Source organism: Streptomyces sp. NPDC127098, assembly GCF_042722465.1.
Taxonomy (GTDB): domain Bacteria; phylum Actinomycetota; class Actinomycetes; order Streptomycetales; family Streptomycetaceae; genus Streptomyces; species Streptomyces millisiae.
On record NZ_JBHXFJ010000014.1, the window covers coordinates 25,726 to 43,964 of the forward strand.

15 protein-coding genes are annotated in these 18,239 nt (G+C 75.7%); 3 read left to right on the top strand and 12 right to left on the bottom strand.

Features of this window, described 5'->3' with window-relative positions; all coding sequences use genetic code 11:
* Positions 1-112 precede the first annotated feature (112 nt).
* The 3 genes from ACFWI8_RS11810 to ACFWI8_RS11820 are packed head-to-tail and all read left to right on the top strand — an operon-like array spanning position 113 to position 3,255.
* Positions 113-1,462 carry a cytochrome P450 gene (locus tag ACFWI8_RS11810; RefSeq protein ID WP_387088945.1) on the top strand — a complete coding sequence of 450 codons (1,350 nt, stop codon included), beginning with the start codon at positions 113-115 and terminating at the stop codon, positions 1,460-1,462.
* Between the two features lie 28 nt (positions 1,463-1,490).
* Positions 1,491-2,366 carry a glycosyltransferase family 2 protein gene (locus ACFWI8_RS11815; RefSeq protein WP_387088948.1) on the top strand — a complete coding sequence of 292 codons (876 nt, stop codon included), beginning with the start codon at positions 1,491-1,493 and terminating at the stop codon, positions 2,364-2,366.
* Positions 2,350-3,255: a glycosyltransferase family 2 protein gene (locus tag ACFWI8_RS11820; RefSeq protein WP_387088951.1), complete on the top strand. Its 906-nt coding sequence runs from the start codon at positions 2,350-2,352 to the stop codon at positions 3,253-3,255. Before ACFWI8_RS11815 ends, ACFWI8_RS11820 begins: the two co-directional genes overlap by 17 nt.
* On the opposite strand, the gene ACFWI8_RS11825 is transcribed toward ACFWI8_RS11820, so the two are convergent.
* From ACFWI8_RS11825 to ACFWI8_RS11880, 12 genes are all read right to left on the bottom strand, one after another.
* The gene (locus tag ACFWI8_RS11825) at positions 3,243-4,211 is read right to left on the bottom strand and encodes a glycosyltransferase family 9 protein (RefSeq protein ID WP_387088954.1); all 969 of its coding nucleotides are present in this window, start codon (positions 4,209-4,211) and stop codon (positions 3,243-3,245) included. The two genes, ACFWI8_RS11820 and ACFWI8_RS11825, sit on opposite strands and share 13 nt — an antisense overlap.
* A complete protein-coding gene (gene rfaE2 / locus ACFWI8_RS11830; protein WP_387088956.1) occupies positions 4,208-5,644 on the bottom strand; it encodes a D-glycero-beta-D-manno-heptose 1-phosphate adenylyltransferase in 1,437 nt (478 codons plus the stop codon). Before rfaE2 ends, ACFWI8_RS11825 begins: the two co-directional genes overlap by 4 nt.
* Positions 5,641-6,276, bottom strand: a complete 636-nt coding sequence (locus ACFWI8_RS11835) for an SIS domain-containing protein (protein WP_387088959.1) — start codon at positions 6,274-6,276, stop codon at positions 5,641-5,643. The genes rfaE2 and ACFWI8_RS11835 overlap by 4 nt, the downstream gene beginning before the upstream one ends.
* A 163-nt stretch (positions 6,277-6,439) precedes the next feature.
* Positions 6,440-7,696, bottom strand: a complete 1,257-nt coding sequence (locus ACFWI8_RS11840) for a glycosyltransferase (protein WP_387088961.1) — start codon at positions 7,694-7,696, stop codon at positions 6,440-6,442.
* Positions 7,696-8,661: a glycosyltransferase gene (locus ACFWI8_RS11845; RefSeq protein WP_387088964.1), complete on the bottom strand. Its 966-nt coding sequence runs from the start codon at positions 8,659-8,661 to the stop codon at positions 7,696-7,698. Before ACFWI8_RS11845 ends, ACFWI8_RS11840 begins: the two co-directional genes overlap by 1 nt.
* Positions 8,658-9,737: a glycosyltransferase family 9 protein gene (locus ACFWI8_RS11850; protein ID WP_387088966.1), complete on the bottom strand. Its 1,080-nt coding sequence runs from the start codon at positions 9,735-9,737 to the stop codon at positions 8,658-8,660. Before ACFWI8_RS11850 ends, ACFWI8_RS11845 begins: the two co-directional genes overlap by 4 nt.
* Positions 9,734-10,372 carry a D-glycero-alpha-D-manno-heptose-1,7-bisphosphate 7-phosphatase gene (locus ACFWI8_RS11855; RefSeq protein ID WP_387088969.1) on the bottom strand — a complete coding sequence of 213 codons (639 nt, stop codon included), beginning with the start codon at positions 10,370-10,372 and terminating at the stop codon, positions 9,734-9,736. The genes ACFWI8_RS11850 and ACFWI8_RS11855 overlap by 4 nt, the downstream gene beginning before the upstream one ends.
* The gene (locus tag ACFWI8_RS11860; protein WP_387088972.1) at positions 10,365-11,417 is read right to left on the bottom strand and encodes a glycosyltransferase family 2 protein; all 1,053 of its coding nucleotides are present in this window, start codon (positions 11,415-11,417) and stop codon (positions 10,365-10,367) included. Before ACFWI8_RS11860 ends, ACFWI8_RS11855 begins: the two co-directional genes overlap by 8 nt.
* The gene (locus ACFWI8_RS11865; protein WP_387088975.1) at positions 11,414-13,078 is read right to left on the bottom strand and encodes a carbamoyltransferase; all 1,665 of its coding nucleotides are present in this window, start codon (positions 13,076-13,078) and stop codon (positions 11,414-11,416) included. Before ACFWI8_RS11865 ends, ACFWI8_RS11860 begins: the two co-directional genes overlap by 4 nt.
* 63 nt (positions 13,079-13,141) lie before the next feature.
* Positions 13,142-14,101 carry an NAD-dependent epimerase/dehydratase family protein gene (locus tag ACFWI8_RS11870; protein WP_387088978.1) on the bottom strand — a complete coding sequence of 320 codons (960 nt, stop codon included), beginning with the start codon at positions 14,099-14,101 and terminating at the stop codon, positions 13,142-13,144.
* A gap of 506 nt (positions 14,102-14,607) precedes the next feature.
* Entirely contained in the window at positions 14,608-16,587 is a 1,980-nt protein-coding gene (locus tag ACFWI8_RS11875; protein WP_387088981.1) for an alpha-L-fucosidase, read from the bottom strand.
* A gap of 562 nt (positions 16,588-17,149) precedes the next feature.
* The gene (locus ACFWI8_RS11880; RefSeq protein WP_387088984.1) at positions 17,150-18,232 is read right to left on the bottom strand and encodes a LacI family DNA-binding transcriptional regulator; all 1,083 of its coding nucleotides are present in this window, start codon (positions 18,230-18,232) and stop codon (positions 17,150-17,152) included.
* Positions 18,233-18,239: the final 7 nt, after the last annotated feature.

Below are 18,239 nucleotides of genomic sequence, written 5' to 3' on the forward strand. Positions count from 1 at the left end.
CGTTGACCCGGCACGGCGCGGCTTTCGAGATGTGGCGCGGGCGGGGTGGGCCCAGACTCGAAGGGCGGGCCCGTGGGCCCGCCTGACTCGTTTCGGCATCCGGGAGGGCCGCATGACCACCACGGAAACCACCACGTTGCCCGGGCTCAGGCCCGCCGACCAGGCGCGGGTGGTGGCGCGGGTGCTGCTGCCCGCCGTCGCCGAGGGGCTGGTCCAGCGCCGCCCGTCCGTCATGGCGCTCGCCGAGCGGCTGCGGGCCGACCAGGCCGCCGTCGACACGCTCCGCGAGCTGCGCGTGCGCTACGGGCGCGGGCCGCTCGGGCTGCGGGTAACCGGCCGGTCCATGGCCCTGCTGCTCGACCCGGACGACCTGGCGCGAGTGCTGAGCGAGAGTCCGGAGCCGTTCACCCCGGCCGTGCTGGAGAAGCGACGGGCGCTGGAGCAGTTCCAGCCGCACGGCTCGCTGATCAGCGTCGGCCCCGAGCGTCGGGAGCGGCGGCGGGTCAACGAGCTGGCCCTGGAGACTGAGCGGCCGCTGCACGACATCGCGCCCGCCGCCGTGCGGCGGATCCGCGAGGAGGCGGCCACGGTGCGCAAGCGGGCCGAGGCCACCGGCCTGACCTGGGACGTCTTCGCCGCCGGCTGGTGGCGCTCGGTGCGCCGGCTCGTGCTGGGCGACGCCGCCCGCGCCGACCGCCGCATCACCGACTCGCTCGCCGGCCTGCGGACCGCCGCCAACTGGTCGCTGCTGCGGCCCACCCGCCGCAGAACCCGCGCCGAGTTCCTCCGCAGGCTGCGCCGCTACGCGGCCCAGGCGGGCGACGACACCCTGGTCGGCCGGCTGCACGGGCTCGACGTCGCCCCGGGCACCGACCCGGTGGGCCAGGTGCCGCACTGGCTGTTCGCCTTCGACGCCGCCGGCGCCGCCACCCTGCGCACCCTGGCACTGCTGACCGGGCACCCTGGGCGGCTCGCCAAGTCGCGCGCCGAGTTCGCCGGCGCCGACCTGTCGCGGCCGCACCCGCTGCGCTACCTGCGGGCCTGCGTGCTCGACGCGGTGCGGCTCTGGCCCACGACCCCGCTGCTGCTGCGCGAGTCCACCCTCGACACGGTGTGGCGCGGCGCCCTGGTGCCGGCCGGCACCGCCTTCGTCGCTCACACCCCCTACTTCCACCGCGTCGAGGTCGCCGGCCCCTACGGGGACGAGTTCGAGCCCGAGATCTGGCTCGACGGCCGGGCGGAACGTGACCCTGCCCTGGCCCCGTTCAGCGCCGGGCCGGCGCGCTGCCCGGGCGAGAACCTGGTGCTGCTGACCGCCTCCACCTGGCTGGCGGCCCTGCTCGAGGACCACAGCTACCGCCTCGACTCGCCCGTCCGGCCGCGCGTCGGGGAGCCGATCCCGGCCACCCTCAACCACTTCCCGCTGCGCTTCACCGCCCAGGCCGGCTCGGCCCTGGTTTGAGCCGAGGGCGCCCGGGCACCCGGGCGGCGTGCCGGACAGCGCCCTGACCGTGGTCATCGCCACCCGCGACCGGTGCGACCGGCTCGCGGGCACCCTGCGGCGGCTCGGCGAGCTACCGGAGAACCCGCTGATCCTCGTCGTGGACAACGCCTCGACCGACGGCACCCGACGCATGCTGGCCGAGCGCTTCCCCACCGTGTGGACCCTCGGCCTGCCCGCCAACCGGGGGGCGCTGGCCCGCAACGAGGGGGTGGCGGCCGCACCCGGGCCCTACGTGGCCTTCAGCGACGACGACTCCTGGTGGGAGCCGGGCTCGCTGGCCCGCGCCGTCGAACTGCTCGACGCCGACCCCCGCGTCGGCCTGGTCGCCGCCCACACCCGGGTGGCACCGGACGGCGCCCCCGACCCGCTGAACGAGCTGCTCGCCGGCTCCCCACTGCCCGGGCTCGCGGGGCTGCCCGGACCCTCCGTGCTCGGCTTCCTCGGCTGCGCCGCCGTGGTGCGGCGCAGCGCCTTCCTGGCGGCCGGCGGCTTCCACCCGCTGCTGTTCTTCGGCGCGGAGGAGACCCTGCTGGCGTACGACCTGGCCGCCGCCGGCTGGGTCCTCTGCCACGACCCGCGCGTCGTCGCCGTGCACGGGCCCGACCCCGGGCCCCGGCCCGGCCGCGCGACGGTGATCCACCGCAACGAGGCGCTCACCGCCTGGCTGCGCCGACCGCTGCCAGTGGCCCTCGCCCACACCTGCCGGCTGGCGCGGCTGGCCCTGGGTGACGGCGAAGCCCGCCGCGCCCTGGGCCAGCTGCTGCCCAGGCTGCCCGCCGCGCTCGTCGCCAGGCGCCCGCTGCCGGCGGCCGTGGAGGCCGCCGTCCGCCACCTGGAGCTGACCCGTGACCCCACCCGCTGAGCCCCGGGTCACCGTGCTGGTGATCACCCACAACCGGCGCCGCGAGCTGCTGCACACCCTGGACCGGCTCGCCGAACTGCCGGAGCGGCCGCCGGTCGTCGTGGTCGACAACGGCAGCACGGACGGCACCGCCCAGGCGGTGGCCCACCGGCACCCCGAGGTCACCCTGCTGCGCCCCGGCGGAAACCTGGGCGCCGTGGGCCGCAACCTCGGCGCCCGCCACGTCACCACCCCCTACATCGCCTTCTGCGACGACGACACCTGGTGGGAGCCGGGCTCGCTGCGGCGGGCCGTCGACCTGCTCGACGCGCACCCCGAGGTCGCCACGGTCACGGCCCGGATCGTGGTCGAGCCCGCCGGGCACGAGGACCCGATCGTCGAGGAACTGCGCGGATCGCCGCTGCCGCGCCCCGCGGGGCTGCCCGGGCCGGCCCTCGGCTCGTTCCTCGCCGGGGCCAGCGTGCTGCGCGCCGAGCCGTTCCGGCGGGCCGGTGGCTTCTCGCCCCGGCTCTGGCTGGGCGGCGAGGAGGAGCTGCTGGCCGCCGACCTGATGGCGGCCGGCTGGTGGCTGGTCTTCGATGAGGAGATGCTGCTGCACCACCGCCCGTCCACGCTGCGCGACCCGAGCCGCCGCCGCGCCGACGGCATCCGCAACACCCTGTGGTTCACCTGGCTGCGCCGCACCCCGCGGTCGGCGCTGCGCCGCACCGCGGCGCTCCTCGGCTCGGTGCCGCGGGACCTCACCACCGCCCGGGCCCTGGCCCGGGCCGCCGCCGGCGTCCCCTGGGTGCTGCGGGAGCGTCGGCCGCTGCCGGCCGAGGTGGACCACCGCCTGACGCTGCTCGAGGAGGCCCAGCGCACCTCGAAGGCGCGGCGCTACATCGGCTGACCCCGGGCGCCGGCGGCCAGCACGTCCTCCAGCGCGGCCACCGCCTGGCGCGCGCCGACGCGCAGCAGCCTCGGGTCGGGACGGGCGCCGTGCGGATCCCCGACCCGGGGTCCCCGCTCCGGCCCCGGACACCACAGCGCCCGGTGACGGGGCAACGGGGGCGGCCCCCACAACCGGGGCGAGACGGGCCCGAAGAGGACCACGGAAGGGGTGCCGTGCGCGGTCGCCAGATGCGCCACGCCGGTGTCGCCGACCAGCACCGCCGCGGCCCCGGCGACCAGCGCCGAAAGCCCGTCGAAGGAGAGCCCGGTCAGCACCGCGCCGGGCGGCAGCCCGGCCAGCGCCGCCACCCGCCGGGCCAACCGCTCCTCGCCAGGACCTGCGGTCACCACCACCCGGCGCGGCGCCAGGGCGGCGGCCACCGCCGCGAACCGCTCCGCCGGCCAGCGCCGCGCCCCCGCCTCGGCACCCGGATGCAGCACCACGGCCCCGGGCGCCGGAGACGGCGTCCGGGGCGCGGCGATGCCCACCCGGGACGCGTCCGCGGGCACCCCGTGCCAGCCGAGCAGCCGGCACCAGCGGTCCCGCTCGTGCTCCCACGCCCGCCACGCGGGACCCGGGGGTCGGGCGTAGCCGATCAGCCGCCCGGGGCGCAGCGCCGCCAGCGGCTCGACGCTCAGCGGCCCGCAGCCGTGCAGGTCGACGGCGATGCGTGGCGGCGGGCCGCGCCAGGGGACGGCGCGTGGCACGCCGCGGCCGGCCGCCTCCGTCGGCAGCAGCTCGTCGACGGCGCCGGTGGCGGCGGCCGCGCCGGTCAGCGTGGCCGGGGCCGCCAGCGTCAGCCGGTGGTCGGGGAAGGCGTGTCGCAGCGCGTGCAGCGCGGGCACGGCCGTCAGCAGGTCGCCGAGGCCGAGCGCCCGCAACACCAGGACGCGGTCCGGCCGTTGGCCGGTCATGACCGGCAGCGGGCGGCCCGTCGGGCGAGGTCGGTCGTGGAGCGGCCGTCCAGATAGGGCAGCACCAGGGTCTGACCGTTCCACTCGCGCAGCTCGGCCGCCTCCGGCAGGTCACGGACGCTGTAGTCGCCGCCCTTGACCCAGATGTCGGGCCGCAGTGCCCGCAGCAACCGCTGCGGGGTGTCCTCGTCGAACTCCGCCACCGCGTCCACGCAGCCGAGCCCGGCGAGCACCCGGATCCGGTCGGCGGCGTGGTTCAGCGGGCGGCCCGGGCCCTTGAGCCGGCGCACCGAGGCGTCCGAGTTGACGCACACGATCAGCAGGTCGCCGGTGCGGCGCGCGTTCTCCAGGAACTGCACGTGGCCGGCGTGCAGCAGGTCGAAGCAGCCGCCCGCCGCCACCACCGTCCCGCCCCGTGCCCGCACCCGGTCGGCGAGGGCGGTGATCTCGTCGAGACGCCGCGGCTTGTCGACCCGCGCGCCGTCCGGCCCGGGCCCGGCCGCGGGGCGGCTCTCGCTGTACCAGAACCCGCGGCGGGCGCCGTCCTGGGTGACGAAGGCCGCGGCGGCCTGGGTCGCGAGATCGGCGGCCTCGGGCGGCAGGCCGCCGTCCGCGAACACCGTGGTGGCCGTCGCCGCGAAGCAGTCGCCGGCCCCGCACGGGTCGCCCTCCCCGCACGCGTCGACCGGGAGGTACAGCGGGTCGTCGCAGTGCGCGCGGGCCAGGACGGCGCCGCGCTCGCCCAACGTCACGGTCACCGAGAGCGACTGCCAGTGCTCCGCCAGCAGCGAGCCGCGCCGGCTGTGCGCGCGCAGCGAGTCGTCGGCGTCCTCGACGGCTCCCTCGGCGGCCGCCCGGTGGTGCCTGAGGAACCAGCGGGCCTCGCGCTCGTTGGGCGTCGCCATGCGCACCCCGGCGACCGGTGGCTCGCCGCGCGGGTGGGGGTCCCAGACCACGGGCACCCGCCCGGCGGCCCGGAGCAGCGCGGCGCGCACCGCGGTCGCCGTGCCGAGCCCGTAGTCGGCCACCAGCACCGCGCCGGCCTCGTCGAGCGCCGCCAGCACCGCGCGGCCCGGCGGCCCCGGGGTGCCGCCGCCGTGGTCCATCCGCATCAGCGGGCGGTCCCCGGCCAGCACCCGGCACTTGACCGGCAGCGTGCCGTCGAGTGGCAGTTCGGCGAGCCGCACCCCGGCGGGGAGCAGCGCGCGCACCGTCTCGCTCGCCTCGTCCCGGCCGAGCGCGGTCACCAGGACCACCTCACGGCCGTCGCGTGCCGCGAGCGCGGCGGCGAGCCCGGCGCCGCCCGGCCGGCACCGCTCGGACGCCACGTCCACCACGGGCACCGGGGCGTCCGGCGCGAGACGGCCGGCCTCGCCGGTGACGTCCCGGTCGAGCAGCACGTCCCCCACCACGACGATCGGCCGTCCGCTCATGAGCTCTCCTTCGTGAGCACGGCGGCGGGCACGGTCCCGGCGCGGTCGGCCGCCGCCAGTTCCTCGTCGAACGCCTCGCACACCAGGTGCAGTGCCAGCAGGTGCATCTCCTGCACGGTGGCGGGGGAGGGGGTCTCGACGCAGACCACCGAGTCGGCCTGGGCCGCCAGCGGGTTGGGCCGGGGCCCGGTCATCGCCCACACCCGCACCCCGGCCGCCCGGGCGGCGGTCGCCGCGTCCAGCAGGTTGTCGCTGCGGCCCGAGGTGGACAGCAGCACCAACACGTCGCCGGGGCGGCCGTGCGCGGCGATCTGCCGGGCGAACACCTCGTCGAAGCCGTAGTCGTTGCCGATGGCGGTCACGGCCGAGGTCTCCGCGTGCAGGGCGATGGCCGAGTAGGGCCCGCGCTCCCCGGCGTACCGGCCGACGAACTCGGCGGTCAGGTGCTGGGCCTGGGCCGCGCTGCCGCCGTTGCCCGCGGCGAGCAGCCGGCCGCCCGAGGTGAGGACGACCGCGAGTCGGCGGCCCCACTCGGTGGCCTCGGCGAGGCCCGCCTCCTGATCGCCCTGGAAGTGCCGCAGCGCACGCCGCAGCGACTCGCAGTGCGCACGCGCGGTGGCTGATGAGCTCACGGGTGCCCTCAGCCTCGCGTCTCCGGCCGTGCGGCGACTCGGGCGCGCCGTCGTCGTGTGCGGCTGGGGGGCCGCGCGTTCGTCGCTCACGGGTGCTCCTTCCTCTCGGTCGACGTCCGGGCGCCGGTTCCCGCAGTGGGCCGCCGCCCCTGGGGCCCGGCGCTCACACCCGGTCCCCGACCACCGCCGGGTGGCGACCGTGGAGGCTCTGGTAGATCGCCTCGGTCGCCTCCGCCACCGAGGCCCAGCGGTACCGGGTGAGCACTCGCCGCCGGCCGGCCGCCCCGCTGGCGGCGCGCTCCGTCGGGTCGGCGAGCAGTCCGCCGACCGCCGCCGCGAGGGCGGCCGGGTCGCCCGGCGGCACCAGACGCCCGGTCGCCGGGTCGGCCACCGTGTCCCGCTGCCCGCCGACGGCGCTGGCCACCACCGGCACGCCGCAGGCCATGGCCTCCAGCGGCACGATGCCGAACGGCTCGTAGTAGGCGGGGCAGAGCACCACGTCGGCGCTCCTGATCAGCGCCGGCACCTCGGGGCGCGGCACGGCGCCGGTGAACCGCACCCGGTCTGCCACGCCGCGCCGCGCCGCGACCCGCCGCAACCGCCGCACCTCCGGGTCGTCCGCCACCGCGGTGCCGGCCTCGCCGCCCGCGACGACCAGCTCGGCGTCCGGGATCCCGGCCAGGGCCTCGATCGAGACCTCGGCGCCCTTGCGCCGCACGAGGCGGCCGAGCTGCAGCAGCCGGTGGCGCTCCCGCCGGTCCGGCGCGGCAGCCTCGGCGCCGGTCGCCGGCGCGAACCAGTCGGGGTCGACGCCGCAGGGCACGACCCGCACCCGGTCGGCCGGCACGCCGAGCGCCGTCAGCTCGGCCACCTCGTCCCGGCAGGTGGCCACGGTGACGTCGCAGCCGTTGCCGACCTGCCGTTCCCAGTCGACGCGGCCCGGCGGGCTGGTGTCGGCGGCCCCCTGGTGTCGGCGCTTGACGCTGCCGAGGGCGTGGAAGGTGTGCGCGAAGGGGATGCCGAGCGCCCGGGTCGCCCACCAGGTGGCCAGGCCCGACATCCAGAAGTGCGAGTGCGCCACGTCGGGCGGCCGCCGCAGCCACTCACGTTCCAGCCGCTCGCTGAACTCCGGCATGTGGGGCAGCAGTTCGTCCTTCGGCACGGGTCCGGCCGGGCCGGCGGGCACGTGCCGCACCTCGATGCCGTGGCCGAGCCGCACGGTCGCCGGCAGCGCGCTCGCGTCCCGGCGGGTGTAGACGGTCACCCGGTGGCCGCGCGCCGCCAGGCCCCGGGCCAGCTGTGCCACGTGCACGTTCTGCCCGCCGGCGTCCGCGCCGCCGAGCGCCGCCAGCGGGCTGGCGTGCTCGGAGACCAGCGCGACGTCGAGTCGGTCGCCCCGCTCCCGTCCTGCTCTGGCCATCAGCGGATCACCTCTTCCAGCAGCCGGTCCCAGTCGCCGAGGAAGCGCTTGAGCCCGTACCGCGACAGCGCCGCCTGCCGGGCCGCGTCCCCGGCGCGGCGCGCCGCCTCCGGGTCGCGCGTGAAGTGCTCGGCGGCCTCGGCCAGCGCCTCGGGCCTGGTGGAGAGCACCCCGGCCTCGCGGGGTACCGCCTCCACGGCCTCGGTGGTGGCCAGCGCGACCACCGGCATGCCCAGGTGCATGGCCTCGATCAGGGAGAGCCCGAGCGAGGTCCAGCGCACCGGGTGCAGGTAGAGCCGGCGGCGGGCCAGTTCGCCGTGCATCGCCTCCTGCGGCAGCTCCCACGCCCGGCAGCGGTCGGGCGGCGCGCCGATGGCGGCCGGCAGTTCGGCGGTGCCCATGCCGAACACGTCGAGCGGCACGGCGTCGGCCAGCGCGGGCAGCAGGTCGGTGCCGGTGACCCGGCCGCGCCGCAGCGGCTCGTTGACGACGACGGCGGCCCGCTGCAACTCGCCGGTCCAGCGGTGCCCGGGGTCGACCACGCCGTGCTCGACGACCGCGGTGCGGGTGCCGCCGTTGTCCCAGAACAGCCGGTTGAAGTGGGTGACGTGGACCAGCGTCACGTCGTCCCGGTCGGCCACCGGGTGCCGGGTGAGCGGCACCCGGCCGTCCGGCGCGTTGTGCTCCAGGTACACGGCCGGCAGGTCGCGCCCCGGGCGCCGGCCGCCGAGCCACCGCTCGGCCAGCTCGGCCTCGTGGGGGCGTTGCAGCACCACCACGTCCACCGGTTCGTCGCGCAGCCGCCACGGCGGGAGCTCCACGACCGAGTCGGGCCAGGTCCAGCTGCGCGCCCGGCCGAGCCCGTCGGGGCCGCGGTCGGGGAGCACCGGCAGCAGGTAGGTGTGGTTGCCCTGCACGAACGCCGTCGTCCACGAGCCGTGGACGTGCCAGAGGAGGATGTTCATGTCCGCGCCTTTCGTCCGAGCGAGTCGCAGGGGGGCCCACTGACGGTGAGCCGTGCCACGGCGGCCAGGACCTCCTCGTCGGTGATGGAGTCCAGGCACGGATGGCCGGGCACCGGGCACTCCCTGGCCCGGGTGCCGGCGCAGGGCGAGTCCTGCTGGCCGAGGAGCAGGTGGGGCACCTGGTACGGCAGCCAGCGGTCGGCGCTCACCACCGGGGAGAAGAGGCTGATCACCGGGGTGCGCACGGCCGCGGCCAGGTGGGCGGGCCCTGTGTTGCCGACGACGACCAGCCGGGCCTGGCGCAACACGCCGGCCAGCTCCGGCAGTTCGGTCCTGCCGCCCAGGTCGAGGGCGTGCCGGCCGGCCACCCGCCGGGTCAGCCCGGCCTCGTCGGGGCCGCCGGTCACCACGACCCGGTGGCCCGCCGCGCCGAGCGCGGCGACGGCCCGGGCCGCCCGTTCGGCGCTCCAGGTCCGGGAGGGCACCGAGGCGCCGGGGTGCACCACCAGGTAGGGGCCGGCACCGGTGAGGCCGGTGGTGTCGGGCGGCCGGCGCACCCGCAGCTCCCCGCCGTCGCCGTCGGGCAGCCGGAAGCCGGCCGCCTCGGTGAGTTCGAGCGCGGCGGCGGCCTCGTGCCGGTAGGGCGCCCGCTGGTGGCGCAGTTGGAGCAGCGACCCCGGGTAGTGCTCGCTGTCGGCGGCGACCCAGGGCACGCCGGCCAGCTTCAGCAGCAGGGCGGCGGGCAGCGGGCTCTGGTGGTGGGAGGCCAGGATCAGCGCCCTGTCGTACCGGTCGGCGGCGAGGCGCCGCACCAGCGAGGTCACCTCGGCCGGGTCGAGTTCCGGCGCCGCGAGGCGCACCCAGGGCGCGTCGTACACCAGTACCCGGTTGACCCCCGGCAGCAGCCGGCCGGCGGCCTCGCCGAGCGGGCCGCACAGCAGCGTGACGGTGCTGGAGCCGGCCGCGGCGGCGCGGATCGCGGGCCCGGCCAGCAGGACGTCGCCCGCGTTGTCGAGTCGGACGACCAGGGTGCGGGGCGGGTGGGCGCCGGCGCCGGTGGCGAGCGGCGCGTTCACGGGGCACCTCTCGCGACGAGCGGCGCGCCGGTCAGCAGCGTCCGCACGGCGGAGAGCAGGTCGGGGGCGTACCGGGGCGCGGCGGCGACCTCCTCGGTCCTGGTGGCGGCGGTGGGCACCAGCACGCCGCGCGCTCCGGCGGCGTGCGCGGCCGCGACGTCGCTGGCGATGTCGCCGATCACCACCGTGCGGTCCGGCGCCACGCCGAGCGCGGCGCAGGCCGCGGTGACCAGACCGGGTGCCGGCTTGCGGCAGCCGCAGCCGTCGGCCGCCAGGTGCGGGCAGACCGCCCAGACGCCGAGCGGACCGAGCAGCGACTCGATCCGGTGCCGCATGGCCTCGACCTCGGCCCGGCCGAAGCGGCCCGCGGCCACCCCCGACTGGTTGCTGACCACGCCGAGCGCCACGCCGTGCGCGCGCAGCAGGTCGAGCGCGGCCCGCACCCCGGGGCGCACCCGCACGAGGGTCGGGTCGGCGTTGTACGGCACGTCCTCGATCAGGGTGCCGTCGCGGTCGAGCAGCACGGCGTCCGGGACCCGGGAGCGGCTCCCGGACGGGAGGGGCCGGGGCGTGGCTCCCCGCGGGCCCGGGGCGAGAAGCCAGGGGCTTCCGCCGGCTGCCGTGCGGTCAGTCATGAACCAGCGAGTTGCCCGAAATGCCCGATATAAACATGTCGGCCGGGACCCCGTGCCGCGGCCCGACCCCGCGGTGCCGCAGCAGGCCCGTGACCCAGTGCGCCACGGCCACCGGCGGGATCGCCACGCTGGTCACGGCCATCAGCCGCAGCTCGGCCACCGTGCGCGGTCCCGGCCTGATCCGCGCCGCCGCGAACTCGGCGGTGCCGGCCAGCCACAGACCCGCGCCGGCCGCCGCCACCCGTGGCCGGCCGGCGGCCAGGGCCGCCAGCGCGCCGAGCCCGGCGAGTGTCACCGCCACATGCCCGGGAAACCGGCCCCGGGGCGCGCGCGCCCGCCGCCGCCAGCCGGGGCCGTGCAGTCGGCCCATCAGCACGTCGTCCGCGTTCCCCGCCTGCGCCCGCACCGACGCCCACGGTCCCGCGGGCCGCACCGGATGCGTGGTCACCCGCTCGCCCACGGTCAGCAGCCAGCCGGCCTCGAGCACCCGCAGCGCCAGGTCGGCGTCCTCCCGGAAGGCCCGCCGGAAGCGCTCGTCGAACCCGCCCACGTCCCGTAGCGCGGCCCGCCGGTAGACCATGTCGGCCGTGATCCAACTGGCCGACGCGAGGCCCATGGTGCCGCGCTCCCAGTCGGTCGGCCGTCGGTGGCTCGGTGCCGGCACCACGATCCGCGCCTGGATCCCGCCGGTGCCAGGCTCCGCGGCCGCCAGGTCGGCCGCGAGCGCCCGGCGCCAGTCCCGGGCCGGCACCACGTCGTCGTCGAGGAACGCCACCCACGGCTCCGGCACCCGCCGCCACCCCGCGTTGCGCGCCGCCGCCGGCCCGCGTCCGCCGCCCGGCACGATCTCCACCAGGTCCCGCAGGCCCTCCGGCACCGAGACGTCCAGCGGCTCGGGGACCCGGGGCGGCCGGTCGTCGACGAGGACGACGCGGGCCGGGGCCGGTCCCTCGCCCTCGGCCAGCGCCGCCAGCAGCCGTCCGAGCGAGGGCCGGCCGAGCGTCGGCACCACCACCGCGTACTCGGGAACCCCGCCGGCCGTCACGCGCCGCTCCGCCCACCGTCGAACAGCTCGCGCCGCCGCACCACGAAGGGACCGATCGCCAGCATGTCGACCGGCGCGGAGCCGAAGCACTCCAGCGCGTCCCGGGGGTCGTCGACCATCGGCCGGCCGGCCGTGTTGAGGCTGGTGTTCACCACCACGGGCAGCCCGGTGGCCCGCTCGAACTCCGTCAGCATCCGGGCCACCAGCGGCTCCTCGGCCGGGTCGACGGTCTGGATCCTGGCCGTGCCGTCCACGTGCGTCACGGCCGGGATCCGGTCCCGCCAGGCCGGCCGCACCTCGTGCACGAAGAGCATGTACGGGCTGGGCAGCGGCCCGTCGAAGATCTCCGGCGCGCGCTCGGCGAGCACCATCGGGGCCACCGGCCGGAACTGCTCCCGGCCCTTGATGTCGTTGAGCCGCTCCAGGTTCCCGGAACGGCCGGGATGGGCCAGCAGCGAGCGGTGCCCGAGCGCCCGTGGGCCGTACTCGGAACGGCCCTGGAACCAGGCCACCACCGCGTTCTCGGCCAGCGCCCCGGCCACCGCGGCGGCCACGTCCGGCGGCCGTTCGAACGGCACCGCCGCCGTCTTCAGCCAGGCCTCGAGCTCCGCGTCCGGCCAGCCACGACCGAGCGCCGGGCTCGGCACCGGCCGGGTCGGCGCCGGGTCGGCCACCGCGGCCTGCAGCAGGGCACCGCCGAGCGCGGTGCCGGCGTCCCCGGCGGCCGGCTGCACCCAGACCCGGTCGAACGGGCCCTCGGCCGCGATCCGCGAGTTCGCCACGCAGTTCAACGCCACCCCGCCGGCCATGGTCAGCACCGCGTCGTGGGTCCGGCCGTGCAGCCAGCGCACCAGGTCGAGCAGGGTCTCCTCGAGCACCGCCTGACCGCCGGCCGCCAGGTCGGCGTGGTCCCGCGTCCACGCCTCGCCCGGCCGGCACGGCGGACACAGCTCGGCCCACGGCACCCCCGCCGCCACGAAGCCGCCGTCCCCGGTCGGGTGCACGTACCGGCGCAGCTCGGGCAGGAACCGGTTCCGGTCCCCGTAGGAGGCCAGCGCCATCACCTTGTACTCGTCGCTGGACCGCAGGAAGCCGAGATGCTCGGTCAGCTCCTCGTACACCAGGCCGAGCGAGTGTGGCAGCCGCTGGGCGTGCAGGGACTCCAGACGGTCGCCGACGCGCCGGGCCGCCAGGTGGGAGGCCGACTCGCCGCGCCCGTCCAGCACCAGCACAGAGCAGCGCTCCGCGTCCGGCGCGGCGAAGGCGGAGGACGCGGCGTGCGCGAGGTGGTGCGGGACGAACCGCACCTGCTCGGGATCGAGCCCCGGCAGCGCCTCGCACAGGAAGCCGGGGGCCTGCCGCGCGTACTCCTGCCGCAGCCCGTCCCAGGGGTCGTCCAGCCCGAGGTCCGCGGCCGGAGTGGCCAGCGCCGGGTCGTAGGAGTAGGTCACCGCGTCCAGGTCGCCGGGGCGGAGACCGGCCTGGCTCAGGCACCAGGCGGCCGAGCGTTCCGGCAGCTCCCAGGCCGCGAACGGCACCGGCCGCTTGCCGTGTTTGCGCCGGGAGAACCGTTCCTCCTCGGCCGCGGCGACCGTCCTGCCGTCGATCACCAGGGCCGCGGCCGGGTCGTGGAAGAGGGCGTTGATGCCGAGCACACGCATGGGACCTCCGAGGGGTGGAAGAGCGGGCGAGCGGAGAGGCGGGGGAGGGGACCCGGGGCGTGGTCAGCGTGCCTGGTGGGCGCGGAACCAGGAGACGGTGCGGGCCAGCCCGTCGGCCGCGTCGACCCTCGGCTCCCACTGGAGCTTGCCGCGGGCCAGGGTGATGTCGGGGCAGCGCACCATCGGGTCGTCGGTCGGCCGGTCGATCAGCTGGATCTCCGAGGAGGAGCCGGTCAGCCGGATCACCGTCCGGGCCAGCTCCAGCATGGTGATCTCGGTCGGGTTGCCGATGTTGACCGGCCCGCGCAGCTCGGAGGCGGCCATGGCGAGCACCCCGGCGACCGTGTCGTCCACGTACGTCAGCGAACGCGTCTGGCCGCCGTCGCCGGTGACCGTCAGCGGCTCACCGGCCAGCGCCTGCCGGATGAAGGTGGGCACCGCCCGCCCGTCGTAACCGCGCATCCGGGGCCCGTAGGTGTTGAACAGTCGCACGATCCCGGTGTCGGTACCGTGGGCCTCGGCCTCGGCGACCGTCAGCGCCTCGCCGAAGCGCTTGGCCTCGTCGTACACGCTGCGCGGGCCCACCGGGTTGACGTTGCCCCAGTACCGCTCGCTCTGCGGATGCTCCAGCGGATCGCCGTACACCTCGGAGGTCGAGGCGAGGACGAACCGGGCGCCGTGCCGGCGGGCGAGGGCCAACGCGTTGCGGGTGCCCAGGCTGCCGGTCTCCAGCGTGTGCAGGGGAAGCCGCAGGTAGTCCGCCGGCGACGCCGGGGAGGCGAAGTGGAGCACGAGGTCCACCGGGCGCTCGATCTCGAAGGGTTCGGTGACGTCGGTGCGCAGCATGGTGTAGCCGGGCTGGTCCGACAGGGGGCGCTCGTCCTCCGGGAGGGCGGTACACAGGTCGTCGACGCAGGTGACCTCCGTGCCCCGGCTGAGCAGCTCGGCGCAGAGATGGGAGCCGAGGAACCCCGCACCACCGGTGACGACGGCGTGCCGGGGGCTGTCGTGCGAGCCTCGCATGCCCACTCCTTTCCATGACCGCCCCCACAGGTACCCATGGGCAAAAGGGGCAAACCGGGCAATGGTGGAGCGGGGGAGTTGGCGGTTCCGGCTCGCGCCGGGAATCGGTGGTGGGGTGACGGCGTGCGCGCCTGAACCTTTCATCAGATGTATCGGTTACCGTCTGGGGCGATGAGCTGTGTCCCAGGACTGCAACTGGGCGGCAGTGGTACCAAGTGGCCCCGGCGTGGCGCGAGCCCTTGACCCGATACATCAGACCTTTTTACGCTGACGGTAGTCAGCCACAGCACCCGAGAGAGTCGACGATGACCAACCCACGACGGCACCGGTCAGTCGTCCGCCGTCGCGCGCTTCCCGGCGGCGGTGTCGCCGCCCCTGGGATCGCCTGGTTCGCGTGCCTCCTCCGGCCGTCGCTCCGACTCCGGGTGGGGACACGCCGGGATGGCCACCGCTCCGCCGGGCGTCGACCCGCCCGGCGGAGCGGCACGCGGTCCCGACCCAGGGCCTCACACCGCGGTGATCGTCCACTGGAGGTTGGTACTGCCGTCCACGGGCCACAGTCCCACCGTGGCTCCGGCGGCGGAGCCGCCGCGACCGTCCAGGGCCGCCCCGGTACCGCGGTTGACCAGCTGGTAGCGGCCGCTGCCGACGCTGCCGACTCCGACGACGCGCCATTGCTGGTTGACGCCGCCGTTCCACGTCGCCTGGCGGGCGTCGGCGCCGGCGGCGGTGTTGCCCCAGCTGTCGACGACCATGCCGTTGGCCCGGTTGACGAGGCGGTGGTAGCCGGTGCCGAGGTCGACCAGCTGCCACTGGAGGTTGGTGCTGCCGTTCCAGCTCCACTGTTTGACAACCGCCCCGGAGGCGACGTCGCCGCCGCTGTCGAGGGCCAGGCCGCTGGTGACATTGGCGATCCGGGCCCAACCGCCGGGGAGGGCGGGGGCGCCGAGCGACGGTATCTGCCCGGCGAAGGTCAGCTTGACCACGTACGCCGGCGCGTTGAACGGAGCCGCGGCCGAGGGCATCGCGATGTGCAACCCGGCGCCGTCCTGGGAGCGGTTGGGCAGGTTGACGTAGCTGCCCGGGGTATGGCCGAGCAGTTGGACGGCGGTGAGCGAACCGAGGTTGACGCGGTTGGCGGAGAGGGTGGTGATGTTGAGCGTCGAGCCGGGCCAGCCCAGCACCGTCGCGTACAGCACGGTGTTGGCCTTGTTCCGGGTGAACCTGATGTCGGTGTTGGTGCCGGCGATCGGGGTGACGAAGGACCCCCCACCCATCTGCGTGGGCCCCTCCCCGAAGTCGCTCCACGCACGGGTGGCGTAGATCGACTCCCCGAACCGCCGCAGGTAGTCGCCGATGCCGAGCAGGATGGTGCGCTGGCCGCTGGGGATCGTGCCGTCCGCCATGGGGGCGATGTTGAGCAGCATGGTGCCGTTCTTGCTCACCCGATCGATCAGGGAGTGGAGCATGGCGGGCAGCGAGTAGTAGCCGATGCCGACCGTGTAGCACCAGCTGGAGCTGGAGATGCTGTCGTCGGTCAGCCAGTACGGCGTCAGGATGTCGGCGGGGCCGCCCCGTTCGAAGTCGAAGACCTCACCCCGGGTGTTGAAGCCGTCCTTGTAGGTGGCGACGACCTCCCGGTCCCAGGCCACGGCTCGGTTGTAGTAGTACGACAGGAAATTCAGCCGGTGCGACTCCGGGATTCTCCACAGGTCGAAATCCTGCCAGATCAAATCCGGCTGGTAGCCGTCGATCAGCTCCCTGAGTTTGTCGTACCACAGCTGGTACTGGGCGGCGGCGTCGAGTTGCCCGTACAGCTTTCGCAGGGACGGGTCGGACTGCTGAGGGGCCCATTGGAAGAAGCCGGTGAAGTTGAAGGCGTGGTGCATCGACACCATGAACTTCAGCCCCTTGGCCCGAATGGCGTCCGCGTGCAGCCGCACGAGGTCGAGGCGGGGTCCCTTGGCGACGGAGTTCCACTCGTTGACCGAGCTGTTCCACATCGAGAAGCCGTCGTGGTGCTCGGCGACGGGACCGGCGAACTTGGCGCCCGCGTCCACGAACAGCTGAGCCCACTCGTTGGGGTCGAAGTTTCCCCCCGCGGACCTGAGCCGCGGCGCGAACTGCACGAGGTTTCCCGCCCGGTCGCGCGCGCCGTTGATGAAGTTGTGGTAGGGCCAGGCCGCCGGATCACCGTAGACGGACCGGTGGTGGTTGTTGGCCCTCGACCCCGCGTCGTACATGTTGCGGGGGTACCACTCGTTGTCGAAGGCGGGGACGCTGAACGCCCCCCAGTGGAAGTAGATGCCGAACTTGGCGTCCTGGAACCACTCGGCGGCGGGCGGGTGTTGGTCCACGGACTCCCAGGTCGGGGAGTAGCTGGTCGGCCCGGGGATGGCCGCTGCCGCGGGCGGGGCGAAGGCGATGTCGCGGGCACCGCCCAGAGCGAACGCGGCACCGGCCGCGCCGAGCGAACCCAGGAACACGCGACGGTTGTGCGGGGGTGGTGACACGAGGGCCTCCGGTTATGTGTGGGGGTGCGCCATGCGATGTCGACGTCCGGGTCGGACTCCACGGAACTGGGCGGGGGTGGCACGCCACGGCGACTCGGTTCGGTGTCCGCCGGGGCGGTGCTGTGCGACATCGAATACCCTCGCCGGGCGTACGCCGATTTCACGCGAATTGGCGGGCCGCAACTCGAAGTTATCCACATGACATTGAGCCGTCAACCCTCAGGAGCAGCCTCTGCGAAATACTCTTCCGGCCGGCCCGATTATTCTCGAAAATCGCGCCGCCTACTTGCCTCACCGGCGCTCTGTGCCGTAGGGCGCCGAAGTCGATATCGCGCTATTGGCGATGCGATTTCCATTGCGCGCCGGTGCGGTCACTCCTGCCGGAGAGCCCGACGGGTGCCGGATCCGTTGACGGCCCGGCGGTATTGGGGAGTGATGTGCCGGTGTGCTTTTCGCGCATCACACTGATGTGATCCGGACGCCTGGAAGCCTATGCGTCGCCGCCATCTGGCGGGGCGTCCGGTGCGGTCGTTGATCACCATGAGGGACGGTGTCTCGACATCGCCTTGCCGCCGACTCGCGGCGCGCGCGGGCCCGTGCGGTCCGGGGGCCGGGCCGTGGTGTCGCCCTCGACAAGCCGTGTGGCGACCTCCACCCCGGTGATGTCCCGTGAGTCACCGGCCACCAGACCCAGCAGGATCTCGAGTCCGGTGGTGGCCATCTCGCTCACGGGCTGGCGGACGGTGGTCAGCCGCACCCCCGGCCAGGTCGCCTCGGGCAGGCCGTCGAAGCCCACGACGCTGACGTCTTCGGGAACCCGCAGGCCCAGCGCGGCCAGCTGGGTGAACGCGCCGCGCGCCATCCGGTCGCTGCAGGCGAACAGCGCGGTGGGCCGCTCCGGCCGGCTCAGCAGCTCGACAGTCCGCCGCCGGGCCAGGGCCTCGTCGAAGTCCGCGAACCCGACCGGCGCCGCCGGCAGACCGGCCTCGCGTAGCACGCTCTGGAACCCGATCACGCGCTCCCTCCCGGCGAGCGAACCGGACGGCCCGCCGATCACGGCCAACCGGCGGTGCCCGAGTCCCAGCAGGTGCGCCGCCGCGCTGGCACCCCCCTGACGGTTGGTGGCGCTGACCGACACCGCCCACGTCGGCGGTCCGAGGCCGGGGCCGATCAGGACGAAGGGAAGGGCCGGGTACCGCTCCAACCAGGCGTGGACCGCGGGGGCCGAGACGTCGAGGCAGAACAACACGCCGTCCGACCGCCCACTGCGGTATCGGAACAGCCAGGCCGGCTCACCCCTCTCCGCGGCGACGGCGGACGGGCTGGAGACCAGCAGGCCGATCCCCACCTCTCCCACCGCACGTTCCACCGCGCGCAGCACCGCACCCGACCAGGGGCTGTCCAACCGGTCGGCCACCAGCTCGACGAGCGCCGGCCGTACCCCTCGCCGGCGCCGCCGCACGTAACCGAGGCGGTCGAGGGCCTCCATCACCCGCGCCCGGGTCTCGGGGGCGACGCCGTCCCGGTCGTTGACCACCTTCGAAGCGGTCGGAACCGACACCCCCGCGGCCCGTGCGATGGCGGCGAGCGTGGGACCCGGGTCTCGGTGCTCGACCATGGCTCTC

Excerpts from the sequence above, each read along its gene's own strand:
- ACFWI8_RS11810 (WP_387088945.1), top strand. The coding sequence starts at position 113 with ATGACCACCACGGAAACCACCACGTTGCCCGGGCTCAGGCCCGCCGAC.
- ACFWI8_RS11825 (WP_387088954.1), bottom strand. The coding sequence starts at position 4,211 with ATGACCGGCCAACGGCCGGACCGCGTCCTGGTGTTGCGGGCGCTCGGC.
- rfaE2 (WP_387088956.1), bottom strand. The coding sequence starts at position 5,644 with ATGAGCGGACGGCCGATCGTCGTGGTGGGGGACGTGCTGCTCGACCGG.
- ACFWI8_RS11840 (WP_387088961.1), bottom strand. The coding sequence starts at position 7,696 with ATGGCCAGAGCAGGACGGGAGCGGGGCGACCGACTCGACGTCGCGCTG.
- ACFWI8_RS11845 (WP_387088964.1), bottom strand. The coding sequence starts at position 8,661 with ATGAACATCCTCCTCTGGCACGTCCACGGCTCGTGGACGACGGCGTTC.
- ACFWI8_RS11855 (WP_387088969.1), bottom strand. The coding sequence starts at position 10,372 with ATGACTGACCGCACGGCAGCCGGCGGAAGCCCCTGGCTTCTCGCCCCG.
- ACFWI8_RS11865 (WP_387088975.1), bottom strand. The coding sequence starts at position 13,078 with ATGCGTGTGCTCGGCATCAACGCCCTCTTCCACGACCCGGCCGCGGCC.
- ACFWI8_RS11870 (WP_387088978.1), bottom strand. The coding sequence starts at position 14,101 with ATGCGAGGCTCGCACGACAGCCCCCGGCACGCCGTCGTCACCGGTGGT.
- ACFWI8_RS11880 (WP_387088984.1), bottom strand. The coding sequence starts at position 18,232 with ATGGTCGAGCACCGAGACCCGGGTCCCACGCTCGCCGCCATCGCACGG.